At 64.0% G+C, this 12,660-nt stretch carries 12 protein-coding genes; 6 read left to right on the forward strand and 6 right to left on the reverse strand.

Annotated elements, in window-relative coordinates; all coding sequences use genetic code 11:
• The 3 genes from AC5JJ6_RS17845 to AC5JJ6_RS17855 all read left to right on the forward strand — a co-directional run.
• On the forward strand, positions 1-1,167 hold a 1,167-nt coding region (locus AC5JJ6_RS17845; RefSeq protein ID WP_496043346.1), incomplete at its 5' end, for a sensor histidine kinase.
• 72 nt (positions 1,168-1,239) lie between these two features.
• Positions 1,240-1,911 carry a glutathione S-transferase family protein gene (locus AC5JJ6_RS17850; RefSeq protein WP_496043347.1) on the forward strand — a complete coding sequence of 224 codons (672 nt, stop codon included), beginning with the start codon at positions 1,240-1,242 and terminating at the stop codon, positions 1,909-1,911.
• 24 nt (positions 1,912-1,935) lie between these two features.
• Positions 1,936-2,637: a hypothetical protein gene (locus AC5JJ6_RS17855; protein ID WP_496043348.1), complete on the forward strand. Its 702-nt coding sequence runs from the start codon at positions 1,936-1,938 to the stop codon at positions 2,635-2,637.
• Positions 2,638-2,655: 18 nt separating this feature from the next.
• Here AC5JJ6_RS17855 and AC5JJ6_RS17860 read toward each other — a convergent pair whose 3' ends face one another.
• On the reverse strand, positions 2,656-3,279 hold the full coding sequence (locus tag AC5JJ6_RS17860) for an SCO family protein (RefSeq protein ID WP_496043349.1): 624 nt from the start codon (positions 3,277-3,279) through the stop codon (positions 2,656-2,658).
• A gap of 44 nt (positions 3,280-3,323) precedes the next feature.
• Entirely contained in the window at positions 3,324-5,075 is a 1,752-nt protein-coding gene (locus AC5JJ6_RS17865; protein ID WP_496043350.1) for a multicopper oxidase family protein, read from the reverse strand.
• A 356-nt stretch (positions 5,076-5,431) separates the two neighbouring features.
• Between AC5JJ6_RS17865 and AC5JJ6_RS17870 the strand changes: the two genes are divergently transcribed.
• Both AC5JJ6_RS17870 and AC5JJ6_RS17875 read left to right on the forward strand, forming a co-directional pair.
• Positions 5,432-6,412: a S1C family serine protease gene (locus AC5JJ6_RS17870; RefSeq protein ID WP_496043351.1), complete on the forward strand. Its 981-nt coding sequence runs from the start codon at positions 5,432-5,434 to the stop codon at positions 6,410-6,412.
• Positions 6,413-6,701: 289 nt separating this feature from the next.
• The gene (locus tag AC5JJ6_RS17875) at positions 6,702-7,874 is read left to right on the forward strand and encodes a porin (protein WP_496043352.1); all 1,173 of its coding nucleotides are present in this window, start codon (positions 6,702-6,704) and stop codon (positions 7,872-7,874) included.
• 109 nt (positions 7,875-7,983) lie between these two features.
• Here AC5JJ6_RS17875 and glmS read toward each other — a convergent pair whose 3' ends face one another.
• The gene (gene glmS / locus AC5JJ6_RS17880; RefSeq protein WP_496043353.1) at positions 7,984-9,813 is read right to left on the reverse strand and encodes a glutamine--fructose-6-phosphate transaminase (isomerizing); all 1,830 of its coding nucleotides are present in this window, start codon (positions 9,811-9,813) and stop codon (positions 7,984-7,986) included.
• 188 nt (positions 9,814-10,001) lie between these two features.
• Between glmS and AC5JJ6_RS17885 the strand changes: the two genes are divergently transcribed.
• A complete protein-coding gene (locus tag AC5JJ6_RS17885; protein ID WP_496043354.1) occupies positions 10,002-10,346 on the forward strand; it encodes a hypothetical protein in 345 nt (114 codons plus the stop codon).
• Positions 10,347-10,361: 15 nt separating this feature from the next.
• Here the strand turns inward: AC5JJ6_RS17885 and AC5JJ6_RS17890 are convergent, their stop codons facing one another.
• From AC5JJ6_RS17890 to AC5JJ6_RS17900, 3 genes are all read right to left on the reverse strand, one after another.
• Complete coding sequence (locus tag AC5JJ6_RS17890) at positions 10,362-11,378, reverse strand: peptide ABC transporter ATP-binding protein (RefSeq protein WP_496043355.1); 1,017 nt, start codon at positions 11,376-11,378, stop codon at positions 10,362-10,364.
• Positions 11,375-12,355, reverse strand: coding sequence for an ABC transporter ATP-binding protein (locus tag AC5JJ6_RS17895; protein ID WP_496043356.1), 981 nt, complete (start codon positions 12,353-12,355; stop codon positions 11,375-11,377). Before AC5JJ6_RS17895 ends, AC5JJ6_RS17890 begins: the two co-directional genes overlap by 4 nt.
• A gap of 39 nt (positions 12,356-12,394) precedes the next feature.
• Positions 12,395-12,660, reverse strand: a 266-nt coding sequence (locus AC5JJ6_RS17900; protein ID WP_496043357.1) for an ABC transporter permease subunit, incomplete at its 5' end; no start/stop codon positions are given.

Consider the following 12,660-nt stretch of genomic DNA (forward strand, 5'->3'; position numbering starts at 1 on the left):
GCCGACAGCAAGGCAAGGTTGCGCGCCGTGCTCGACGTCGCGGTCACCGGCATCATCGTCCATGACGACCAGGGGCGCATCCAGTTGTTCAACCCGGCGGCGGAGCAGCTGTTCGGCTACAGGGCGGCGGAAGCCAAGGGGCTGACCATCGATACCCTGATCCCGCCGATGCCCTGCGCGGCGCTGGCCAACCTGCCCCATCTGGGGGTAGCAAGGGAAGTCATGGCGCGGACCCGCGACGGACGGACCTTCCCGGCCTATATCGCCGTCGGCGACTATGTCGACGACGGCAAGAGCATGTCGGTCGGCGTGCTGATGGACATCAGCGATCAGAAACGGCGCGAACAGGAGATCTTCCAGGCACGCGACCGGCTGGAGCAGCAGGCCGCCGACTTGTCGGTCCTCGCCCGCAAGCTGGATCAGGCGCGGCGCGAAGCGGAAGAGGCGAGCCGCGCCAAGTCGGAGTTCCTGGCCCATATGAGCCATGAACTGCGGACTCCGCTCAACGCCATCCTGGGCTTCTCCGAGATCATGGACCAGGGCTATTTCGGCCCGCTCGGCTCGCCGCGCTACAGCGAATACAACCGCAACGTCCTGGACAGCGCCCGCCATCTGCTGAGCCTGATCAACGACATCCTCGACCTGTCCAAGATCGAGGCCGGCCGGTATGAGCTGGAGGAAGAGCAGGTCGATCTCAGCCGCATCATAGAACCCGTCGTCCGGCTGGTCCGCGAGAGGGCGCTGCGCAAGGACCTGACGCTACGCTCCGAAATCGAGCCGCTGCCCGTCGTGATGGGTGACGAGCGGGCGCTGAAGCAGATCCTGATCAACCTGCTGACAAATGCGGTCAAGTTCACCGAGCGCGGCGGCGAGATCGAGGTATCGGGTTGTCAGGAAGAGAACGGCGATGTCGTGCTGGCGGTCCGCGATACCGGCATCGGCATCGCGGACCAGATCCCCAAAGTGCTCGAGCCTTTCGGTCAGGCGCGCAACGCCTATATGGCGGGCGAATCGGGGACCGGCCTCGGTCTGCCGATCACCCGTTCGCTGGTCAATCTTCATGGCGGTTCGCTGGCCATCGACAGCGTCCTGGGCGTCGGCACCACGGTCACCATACGTCTTCCCGCCCTGCGGGTCGTGCAGCAGCGCCTGATTGCCGCCGTTTAGTCACATCAATGGGCATATGTCCTCTACCGGACTCTATGTTTGGGGGAAAGCTTGCGGTATTGTCCCGACCCCATGCGAACTCTGTTTCACTTCTGGCTCTCCCCGTCCTCCCGCAAAGTGCGCATCGCACTGGGCGAGAAAGGGCTCGACTTCGAAATGCAGGTCGAGAAGATCTCCGACCGGCGGCCCGAGTTCCTCGCGATGAACCCGGCTGGCGATATCCCCGTGCTGGTCGAGCCCGACGACGGCCCGATCCTGGCCGATCAGAACGCCATCTGCGAATACCTGGACGAAGCTTATCCGGACAAGCCCCTGCTGGGTTCCGACCCGGCGGAGCGAGCCGAGACGCGCCGTCTGACCGCTTGGTTCGACAACAAGTTCAACTCGGAAGTGACCGAGAACCTTGTCGGTGAAAAGCTGATCAAGCGCTATCTCGGCTGGGGTTATCCGCACGCCCCGGCGATCCGGGCGGGATTGCAGAACATCCACTACCATCTAGACTACATCGCCTATCTGGCGGAACGGCGGAACTGGCTGGCGGGTGACGACTTCAGCATGGCCGACATCGCCGCCGGAGCACACCTGTCCGCAGTCGACTATCTGGGCGACGTGCCCTGGGACGAACATCCCGAAGCACGCATCTGGTACTCGCGGATCAAGTCACGCCGGAGCTTCCGCCCCCTGCTGTCCGACGCCCTGCCCGGAAATCCTCCGCCGTCCCACTATGCGGACCTGGATTTCTGAGCCGTAATCCGGAGTTCCTTCCCGATGATGCGAGTCCTTTCCCCGCTGGCATTCTGCCTGACCCTGGCGCTGACGCTTCCGGCATCGGCGCAGGTCCCGCCTCCCGTGATGGATCAGGTGGTGCTCGACCTCACGGCGGAAGATTGGGTCGGCACGGAAACCGCCCGCGTGACGGTCTCCGCCGATGCCGCCGCCTCGGGAGCCGACGCCGGTACCCAGCGGTCCGATCTCCTGAAGGCTATCGGCGGCCTGACGCCCGATGCCGACTGGAAGATCGTCAGCTTCGATCGCTCGACCGATCAGGCCGGCCTGGATCGCTGGCGCGCCGTCGCAGTAGCACGCCTGGCGGAAACCGCGCTGGGAGGATTGGCCGACAAGGCCAAGCAGGCCAGCCGGCCCGGCTTGCAGCTCCGAATCGGATCGATTGAGTTCACCCCAACGCTCGGCGAAACGGAAGCGGTCCGCGCCCGCCTCCGTGCGGAGATCTACGGCAAGGCGGCCTCAGAACTGGACGCGCTGGAACGGAGCTTCCCCGGCCGCAAGTTCCGCATGGGCAACATCGACTTCGCCGACCAGCCGCCGATGGCCTATGCCCGCAAGACCCGCGAGGACATGCAGCCGATGGCGATGGCCGCGGCGCCGGGCCAGGACGGACCGGTCAACGTGTCGGAAAAGCTGGTGGTCCGAGCCCGTGTGGTGCTGTCGGCGCTGGCCCCGCGCGAGTAGAAATCCCGGCTGCCGGCTTCAAGTCCGCTTGATCGGGTCCAGCGTCCGCACGCCGGCGACGATCTCCTCGGCGTCGGCGAAGGAGGGACAGGCCCCCCACCGGCCTATGGCATCGTTGCCGAACTTCACGACGCCGATATGGGTTTCCAGGTCGGCGTCGAGCGCCGGATCGGGATCGACGAAGCCGAGGGCGCGGCGGAGCAGTTCGGTATCTTCCCTCGACGCGCGAAGGAACAGCCAGCCGGGTCCGACGCCGTAGGTCTCCGCATAGTCCCTTATCACCGGCTCGGTATCCATCTCGGGGTTGAGGGTGATGGAATACATGAAGATATCGCGGCCGACCCGGTCGCCCAGCATCTCCTGGGCCTGGACGAGATGCTGGGTGCTGAGCGGACAGATGTCGCCGCAGCCGGTGAAGAACATGTTTATCAGGACGATCTTGTCGCGGATCAAGTCGTCATAGAAGCGGTAGGCTCCGCCATCGTGCCCGTGGAGCACGATATTGGGGAACCTGCCGTCGGGCGAACCGTCGAAGCTCTCGCCCTCCGCCGGGCCGATCAGGTCCGCTATCGTGGTGCCCAGGAGGACGCCACCGACGATCACCGCACTGCTCGCCAGAAATTGCCGTCTGCGCATGTCCATCGCTTCATCCCTCCTGAACCACACCTTGAAAATCGAACGCCGTATCAGGAGGACGCGTCGTCCACGACGTCGTAGCGCGCCATCATGGCGTGGTCCTCGTGAACGACGTTGTGGCAATGGAGCGGATACTTGCCGGTGAAGTCGCGGAACCGGACGAAGATCTTGACCGTCTCGTTCGGGTGCAGCCAGATCACGTCCTTACGCGCCTTCTCCGGATTGCCGTCCTTGATCGGGACGCCGTTGCGCGACAGGATCTGGAACTCTTCGTAATGCATGTGGATCGGATGCGACCAGCCGCCCGAGGCGTTGGTGATATTCCAGATCTCCGCCGTGTTCTTCTGGCAGCGGGCATTGACGACGTTGCGGTTGAACAGTTCGCCGTTGACCACCCAGGCGCCGTTGCGCCGGTTGAAAGTCCAGTTCCGCTCCTTCTTGACCTCGCTCATGTTGATGTCGGGAAGCCGCCGCAATTCGGTCGTCTTGGTCAGCACGCGGCTGTTGTCGGTCACCTTGGCGCCAAGGCGGAACTGAAGGATCTTGTCGCCGACGCTGGTCGACAGGATCTTGCCGGTGGGACCGGTGCCGTCCTTGTGCTCCAGCACGTTGACGAGATAGACGATGCTGTCGGTCACGCCTGAGAAATCGACCACGATGTCCACACGCTCGGCGACCGTCATGCCGATGCTGTCGCGCTCGATCGGGAATGGCAGCAGGTTGCCGTCGTTGGAGACCTGCCAGAACTTCATGCCGTTGCTGAACTTGAACTGATAGAAACGGGACGGTCCGGTATTCAGCAGGCGGAAGCGGTAGCGTCGGCGGTCGACTTCGAAATACGGCTGGACGTTGCCGTTAACCAGGAACTTGTCGCCGATGATGCCGTCCAGGTTGAACAGGTCGAAATAGGCGACGCCGTTCTTGTCGTAGACCTTGTTCTCGATCACCAGCGGAACGTCGTATTTGCCGCTGGGCAGCCGGATGGCCTTGGAATCCGTGTCTTCCTCGTTGCCGCTGTCGTAGCGGTCGAACAGCAGGTAGGTGCCGACCAGCCCGCGATAGACGTTCTGCGAGGTATAGTCCATGCAGTGGTCGTGGAACCACAGGAAGCCCAGGGCTTCGCGCTCGTCGCCGCCTGCATACATGTTCGGGTAATGGAAGGTCTTGTAGGTTCCGGGACCGAAATAGTCCGTAGGATTGCCGTCGCTTTCCGACGCGTTATGGGCGTTGTGGAGATGGGTCGTGACCATCGGGTTGCCATAACCCTTGTGGTTCGCCGGCAGTTCGTTGTGGCTGTAGACCATGCACGGCTCGCCGTAGCGGGCGTGGATCATGGCCAGCGGTGACTCCTTATCCTTGTCGAAGTCGCGGAACGTCCAGACGTTCTGCTCGGCCAGCTTGGGATGCGGCCGGTAAAGGCGCGGCTTCTGCGTGAAATTGTAGACGACCTGCGGCTCGTTGCCCTTCCAGAGCTGGTGGGCGGCGCGAGCGGCCTCCCTGGGATCGTCGGACACCGTGGAACTGCAATGATCCAAATCGTCCTGCAACCGCGATCCGAGATGGGGCGTCAGCACGCGCAGCGGCTCGATGAAGGGCGTAGTGGCGGGGCTCGCTACGGAGCCGCCAGCGGAGGCCGCCCGGATGCTGAGCCCGCTCTTGGCGACCAGCGCGCCCCCCGCGGTGAGCAGGCCGTACTTCATCATTTCGCGCCGGGACAACTTCGCGTCGATGATTTCCATCCGGTTCAGGCGGGCGCGCTCCCGCTGGCTCTCGATGTCGTTCCTGACCAATTTCGCCTCCATCCATGGATACCGGCCGCCGGTAAGGCGGTTTGAACGCCTCGATCAGGAAGACTTGTCTAAAAGTCTTTCACCAGGCGGTTTCCAAGGCGACGTGCCATGAGCGGTGAAAATTCCGGATTTCAGGGAGGTAAAACATCCGGGGAACGTTAGCGGAAATTGCGGGATTAAATTAATTTAAGAATGCGCAATCGGGTTTGTTCCGGCGCTGGAAAAGTGATGCAGTGTCTTGTCGTGCGCCTGGTGCGGATGCCCGTAATCCTCCCGGCAGTTAATTTTCCCTACACAGGACATTATAGGCGCCCTACCTTGTTATGAAGGTGCTCCCGCGCCGGGGGCCGCCGACTGCGAGGTATTCGATGCGATCATCTGATTCTTGGCAAATCCCGCCGGAGTTTCAGCCTGACCCCCGGTCGCTGGACTACAACCTCGATACCGCGCTTTCCTCGATCGTTTCCTTGCGCGCCACGATACCGGCCGATGCCTTCACCGCAGAATCCCTGGGCACCGAGCGCCTGGGCCAGGGTGTCGTGATCCGCGACGACGGTCTCGTGCTGACGATTGGATACCTGATCACGGAAGCGGAGCAAATCTGGCTGACAGCGGCGAACGGGCGTGCGGTGGCCGGCCATGTACTGGCCTACGACTACACCTCGGGTTTCGGACTCGTTCAGGCATTGGCGCCGCTGGGCGTGCCAGCCATGCTGATGGGAAACTCCGGCAAGTTGAAGCCGGGCACGAAGGTCGTCATCGGAGGCGCCGGCGGGCCGACCCGCTCGATCGCGGCACAGGTGGTCGCCCGTCAGGAATTCGCCGGCTACTGGGAATACCTGCTGGACGATGCGATCTTCACCGCTCCGGCCCATCCGCACTGGGGCGGCGCGCCGCTGATCGGCCCGCATGGCGACCTGCTGGGGATCGGATCGCTTCAACTTCAGCACCAGGCTCCCGGCGGCGATATCCTGCCGCTCAACATGGTCGTGCCGATCGATCCCTTGAAACCGATCCTGGACGATCTGCTGACGATCGGCCGGGTCGCCGGTCCCGTCCGCCCCTGGCTCGGTCTTTATACGAGCGAGGATGCGAACGACCGGGTCATCGTCATCGGACTGGCTGGCGATGGGCCGGCGCGCCGGGCGGGCTTGAAGGCCGACGACACCATACGCGCGGTGGCGGGCAGTCCGATCAAGTCCGTAGCGGGCTTCTACCGCGCGATGTGGGCCTTGGGCGAAGCGGGTGTCGATGTTCCATTGACGCTCGACCGCGAAGGGGACGTGTTCGATGTCAAGGTTACTTCGGCCGACCGGGCGCGGTTCTTGAAAGCCGCCCCCCTACATTGAGGCTCCAGCTTATCAGAGTGACGAAGACCATCACTCAACACATCCGATTGAGTTACTAAATATGGATCTCAATGAACCACTAGTAATAGTGTGTCATTAAACGGCAATATTTAATAAAATCGGGTCTTACTCAAAGGCCTTTTATTGTAATTCTATCATATAGTTGCCGTATTGCATCATGAATGCAGCTTGATCGTCATTGTTTATTGTTATTGTTGCGTCTGATCCAAATCGTGAGTTTCATCTACCTCGTGAAGCCGAAACTTTTCGATCCGATCAGGGACCTGTCATGAAAAAAGCTCTTCTCGCCGGCACGGCCATTACCGCCGCGGCTCTGTATGCGCAAAGCGCCCAGGCGCAGATCGTCGTCAGCCTGGGTGGCTATACCGAATTCTTCGGCGCCTATTACGACGACGATGCTTCGAACAGGACCAGCCGCGAGTTCCAGCTTGAGACCGAAATCGTCGTCCGCGCCGATGGCAAGGCCGACAACGGCCTGCTGTACGGTGCCAAGATCGAGTTGCAGAACAGCACGGGCGGCGGCGGCGACACCGGGGTCGGCACCGACGAAGCGTCGGTCTACATCGGCGGCACCTGGGGCCGTATCGAACTGGGCGACTTCGATGGCGCGGCCGACACGCTTGCCATCTATGCTCCCCTGGTCGGCATCGAGCAGATCGACGGCGACGCCTACGACTTCCTGGCCGTAACCCCGGATGCCGGTCCGCTGGCCGGCTTCGCTCTCGGCGGCGCACCGACCGGCAGCCTCGTTCAGGCCCCGGACGCCGGCGACTCCACGAAGGTCATGTACATCACGCCGCGCTTCGCCGGAATCCAGGCCGGTGTCAGCTATGCCACCCAGAGCGACAGCGAAGCACAGAACGTGGTGCCCCTGAAGACGGCCGGCGGCTACAAGGACTTCTGGGAATTCGGCGCCAACTACACCGGTGAGTTCTCCGGCTTCTCCCTGGCGCTGGGCGCCACCGCCAGCACGGCGACGGGTCAGGACTTGGGTGCCGTCGGCGGGCCGTCGCTGGAAGACTTCTTCGCATGGCAGGCCGGCGCTCAGGTCGGCTACGGCGGATTCAAGGTCGGTGGCGGCTATATCGACGCCGACGACTACAACGCCGTTTCCGGTGCTCCCGCAACGTCGGGCGACAGCACGGCCTGGCATGTCGGCGCCAGCTATACGGCTGGTCCGGTGGCGATCGGCCTCACCTATGCCGATGCCGAAGGCTTCAAGGGCAGCCCCGATGTCGCAACCGGCCTGCCGTCCACCTATGCCTCTTCCTACAAGACCTATGGCGGCGGCGTGGCCTATACGATCGCGGCCGGCCTGACGGTACAGGCGGACGTGATGTATGTGGACGAGGACCTGCGGAACGTCGACGCATTGGGCGCCGTGACGACCGCCAGCAACGAAGGCATCGTGGCGGTCTTCAGCACCCGCCTCGACTTCTAATCCGGCTCACGACAGTCCCGGACGGATCGGACGATGGCGCGGCATTCGGTTGCCGCGCCATTTTCATGTCCGGCCCTTCGTCAGGGCATCTGTCAGCATCGTTTTCGATTTATTCGACAGTCACGCTCTTGGCGAGGTTCCTCGGCTGATCGACATCGGTGCCCTTGATGACCGCCGTATGATAGGCCAGCAACTGCATCGGGATCGCGTAGAGGATCGGGGCGACGAAGGCGTGGACTTCGGGCAGCGTCACGGTCCAGGTCACCTTGGACCCCATCCGCTCGACGCCCTTGGCGTCGGACAGCAGCAGCACCTTGCCGCCCCGGGCCGCCGCTTCCATGATATTCGACGCGGTCTTTTCGAACAGGACGTCGTTCGGGGCCAGGGCGATGATGGGGACGTTCTCGTCGATCAGGGCGATCGGGCCGTGCTTCATCTCGCCGGCGGCATAGCCTTCGGCGTGGATGTAGGAGATTTCCTTCAGCTTGAGCGCCCCTTCCAGGGCGATCGGGTAGCTGGTGCCGCGCCCCAGATACAGGGCGTCGCGGGCTTCCGACACGTCATGGGCAAGCTGGCGCAAGCGCTCGTCGTGGTTCAGGACATCGACCGCGCGGGCGGGAACCTCCCGGAGCGCCGTGGACATCTCCGCTTCCTGCTCGCGGGTGATCGTACCGCGCGCTCGGGCCACCGCGATGGCGAAGCAGGCCAGCACCGTCAGCTGCGTCGTGAAGGCCTTGGTGGAGGCGACGCCGATTTCCGGACCGGCCAGGGTCGACAGCACCACGTCGCTCTCGCGCGAGATCGTGCTTTCCGCGACGTTGATCACGGACAGGATGTGCTGCTTCTGGCGCTTGGCGTAGCGCAGCGCCTCCAGCGTATCCAGCGTCTCGCCCGACTGGGAGATGAACAGGGCCAAGCCGCCTTCCGGCATCGGCGCTTCGCGATAGCGGAACTCCGACGCGATGTCCAGCTCGACCGGCACGCGGGCGATCTGCTCGAGCCAGTACTTCGCCACCATGCCGGCATAGAAGGCGGTGCCGCAGGCGACTACAGTAATGCGCGGAATGGCCGCAAGATCGAACGGCAGGTCGGGCAGCGTGATGTGGCCGGTCGTCGCCTGGACGAAGGCGTTGAGCGTGTCGCCGATCACCTGCGGCTGCTCGTAGATCTCCTTCAGCATGAAGTGGCGATGTTCGCCCTTGCCGATCATGGCGCCGGACACGGCCGACAGCTTGATCGGGCGCTCCACCTGCTCGCCGGCCGCGTTGCGGACCACGACGCTGCCCTGGTTCAGGACGACCCAGTCGCCGTCTTCCAGGTATGTGAGGCGGTTGGTCAGCGGCGCCAGGGCGAAGGCGTCGGACGCCAGGTACATCTCGCCATTGCCGTTGCCGTAACCGACCGCCAGCGGCGTGCCGCGCCGGGCGCCGATCATCAGGTCGTGCTCGCCGGCGAAGATCAGCGCCAGGCTGAAGGCGCCTTCAAGGCGCTTGAGGGCTTCAGCAGTCGCCTCGACCGGACCCAGGCCCCGGTCCAGGTAGTAGGTCACGAGATGGACGATGACCTCGGTATCGGTTTCGGTCTCGAACAGGTGGTCATGGCCTTCCAGTTCGGCCTTGAGATCCTGGTAGTTCTCGATGATGCCGTTATGGACGACGGCGACCTTGCGGGTAGCGTGGGGATGGGCATTGGTTTCGGTCGGACCGCCATGGGTCGCCCAGCGGGTGTGGCCGATGCCGATGGTGCCGGACAGCGGCTGCTCCTGGACGCGGCGGTCCAGGTTGACCAGCTTGCCTTCCGCCCGGCGGCGGTCGATCCGACCGTTGACCAATGTCGCCACGCCGGCACTGTCGTATCCGCGATACTCCAGCCGCCGCAGACCCTCGATCAGAAGGGGAGCGACCTCGTTCTTGCCGATGATACCGATAATACCGCACATTTTATGTTCGCCTAAATCTTAAACTTCGATTTTGCACCGCACCTTACTGCCATAGCGCGATGTCTTGGCCCAAGTAAACTTATGTTTCAGATTGTTGCGCATTGCCCAGCGGTCGGGCAACGCTGGATTCGCCGTTCGTGTTTCGGTATGTCCCTGTAACTCTTTTTCATCAGAAGCCGAGGCCGACCATGCCGCCCAGAACCAACCCGCTGAAGCTGAATCCCTTGCAGCTCAAGACCCTGACGCTGATCCAGGAACTCGGGCGCCTGATCGGCCAGCCTGTGCCGGAGGAGGCCGAAGGCTCGCTGCTGGTCGATCAGTTCCCCCATGCCCACGGCAATCACTTCCATATGGGCGACGCCGTCGTTTCCACTGCGGACGCGAACGGTCTGGCCAATCCCGCCGTCTGGGTGGCGCTGGAGCGCAAGGGCCTGATCAAGTCCCAGTTCCCCCGCGCCCTTGTCCTGACGCCCGAAGGCGTCGGCTACGAGACCGGCCTCGCCGACAAGATCCTGCACCGCTCGGACCACTGAGCGGCGGAAGCTCCCCTACTCCATCCGCTCGGCGTAATGGCAGGCGACCCGCCTGCCATCCACCTCGCGGAGCGGCGGCACCTCCACGGCGCAGCGGTCCGTCATGTGCGGGCAGCGCTTGTGGTAGTGGCAGCCCGACGGCGGGTTGAGCGGGGACGGCAACTCGCCGCGCGGCGGCGATGCGTCCTGGCGGAGGGCAGGATTGACGCGCGGCGTCGCCGCCATCAGCGCCCGCGTATAGGGATGGCGCGGATGGGCGAAGATGGTTTCCTTCGGCCCGTGCTCGACCGGGCGGCCCAGATACATGACCATGACGTCGTCGGCGATGTGGCGGACGACGCTGAGATCGTGGCTGATGAACAGGTAGGCGAGGTCGAATTCCTCCTGTAGATCCATCATCAGGTTCAGCACCTGGGCCTGGATCGAGACGTCCAGGGCCGAAACCGGCTCGTCCGCGACCACGACGCGCGGATTCAGCATCAGGGCCCGCGCGATGGCGATGCGCTGGCGCTGTCCGCCCGAGAACATGTGCGGATAGCGCTCGTACTGGTCGGGGCGCAGGCCGACCTTCCCCATCATCTCGACCGCGCGCTCGCGCCGCTCGGCGCGGCTGAGCTTGGTGTTGATGACCAGCGGCTCTTCCAGGATCGTGCCGATGCGCTTGCGCGGGTTCAGCGATCCGTAGGGGTTCTGGAACACCATCTGGACCTTGCGGCGGAGCGTCCGCGCTTCCTCGCGGCTACCTACCGTCATGTCCTTGCCGTCGAACCGGAGTTCCCCGGATGTGGGCGGATCGATCAGCGTCACCATGCGGGCGAGCGTCGATTTGCCGCAGCCGGACTCGCCGACCACGGCCAGCGTCCTGCCGGTCTGGAGCACGAAGGAGACGCCGTCCACCGCCTTGACGGTAGCGTCGGCGCGGAACAGCCCGCGCTTCAGCCGGTAGTGCTTCTTCAGGTCGACGGCGTCCAGCACGGTTTCGCGCTGTACGCGGGCGGCTGGAGCGATGGGTGTCTGGTAAACGGCGGTCATGCTGCCACTCCTCCTGTCACCTGCAACGGATAGAAGCAGCGAGCGGCTCCGCTCTCGTCCGGGAACAGCGGTACGCCCTCGCGGCGGCACTTGTCCTGGGCGAACCGGCAGCGCGGGTTGAACAGGCAGCCGCTCGGACGGTCCGATATGCCGGGAACCACGCCGGGGATGGTCGGCAGGCGGCGCTTGCCCAGCGCCCGCTCCGGCAGGGCATCGAGCAGCGCTCCGGTATAGGGATGCTGCGGATGGGTGAACAGGTCGCGGGCGGATCGCGTCTCCACCACCTGCCCCGCATACATGACGGAAACGCGGCGCGCCGTTTCCGCGACCACGCCCATGTCGTGGGTGATCAGGATCAGCGCCATGCCGCGCTCCTTCTGGAGGTCGAGCAGAAGATCCAGGATCTGCTTCTGGATCGTCACGTCAAGGGCGGTCGTCGGCTCGTCGGCGATCAGCAGGCGCGGGTTGCAGGAGATCGCCATGGCGATCATGACACGCTGGTTCATGCCGCCGGAAAGCTGGTGCGGAAACGACGACAGCCGGCTTTCGGGCGCCGGGATGCCGACTTTCTCGAGCAGTTCGATCGCACGGCGGCGGCGCTCGGACCGGCCCAGCTTCTCATGCACCTTCAGGCTTTCCATGATCTGGAAGCCGATGGTGAAGCACGGGTTGAGGCTGGTCATGGGTTCCTGGAACACCATGGCCACGTCCTTGCCGGTCAGCTTGCGGCGCTGCCGCTCGGTCAGGGTGCGCAGGTCCCGCCCGTCGAACTCCATCTTGTCGGCCACCACGCGGCCGTTGTTGGCGATCAGGCCCATGACGGCCAGCGAGGTCACGCTCTTCCCGGAGCCGGACTCGCCGACGATGCCGAGGACTTCGCCCTCGTCCACCGTCAGGTCGATCCCATCGACCGCTCGGAACTTGCCGGCTCTGGTCGAGAACTCGACGGAAAGGTTGCGGATATCAAGCAAAGGCATGACAGCCCTTCATCAGGTATCGGGTTCCGTTGAACGAACTCATCGCTTCAGCTTGGGGTCCAGCGCGTCGCGCAGCCCGTCGCCCAGCAGGTTGAAGGCCAGCACCGTGATCAGGATCGCAAGGCCGGGGAAGGTCACGACCCACCAGGCCCGGCTGACGAATTCCCGCGCCGACGCCAGCATGGTGCCCCATTCCGGCGTCGGCGGCTGGGCGCCGAGGCCGAGGAAGCCCAGCGCCGCCGCGTCCAGGATCGCGGTGGAGAAGCCCAGCGTCGCCTGAACGATCAGCGGCGCCGTGCAGTTGG

The sequence above is a fragment of the Skermanella sp. genome, assembly GCF_059503625.1.

Coding starts and splice junctions, on each gene's coding strand:
- glmS (WP_496043353.1), bottom strand. CDS start 9,813: ATGTGCGGTATTATCGGTATCATCGGCAAGAACGAGGTCGCTCCCCTT.
- AC5JJ6_RS17850 (WP_496043347.1), top strand. CDS start 1,240: ATGCGAACTCTGTTTCACTTCTGGCTCTCCCCGTCCTCCCGCAAAGTG.
- AC5JJ6_RS17875 (WP_496043352.1), top strand. CDS start 6,702: ATGAAAAAAGCTCTTCTCGCCGGCACGGCCATTACCGCCGCGGCTCTG.
- AC5JJ6_RS17885 (WP_496043354.1), top strand. CDS start 10,002: ATGCCGCCCAGAACCAACCCGCTGAAGCTGAATCCCTTGCAGCTCAAG.
- AC5JJ6_RS17855 (WP_496043348.1), top strand. CDS start 1,936: ATGATGCGAGTCCTTTCCCCGCTGGCATTCTGCCTGACCCTGGCGCTG.
- AC5JJ6_RS17865 (WP_496043350.1), bottom strand. CDS start 5,075: ATGGAGGCGAAATTGGTCAGGAACGACATCGAGAGCCAGCGGGAGCGC.
- AC5JJ6_RS17890 (WP_496043355.1), bottom strand. CDS start 11,378: ATGACCGCCGTTTACCAGACACCCATCGCTCCAGCCGCCCGCGTACAG.
- AC5JJ6_RS17895 (WP_496043356.1), bottom strand. CDS start 12,355: ATGCCTTTGCTTGATATCCGCAACCTTTCCGTCGAGTTCTCGACCAGA.
- AC5JJ6_RS17870 (WP_496043351.1), top strand. CDS start 5,432: ATGCGATCATCTGATTCTTGGCAAATCCCGCCGGAGTTTCAGCCTGAC.
- AC5JJ6_RS17860 (WP_496043349.1), bottom strand. CDS start 3,279: ATGGACATGCGCAGACGGCAATTTCTGGCGAGCAGTGCGGTGATCGTC.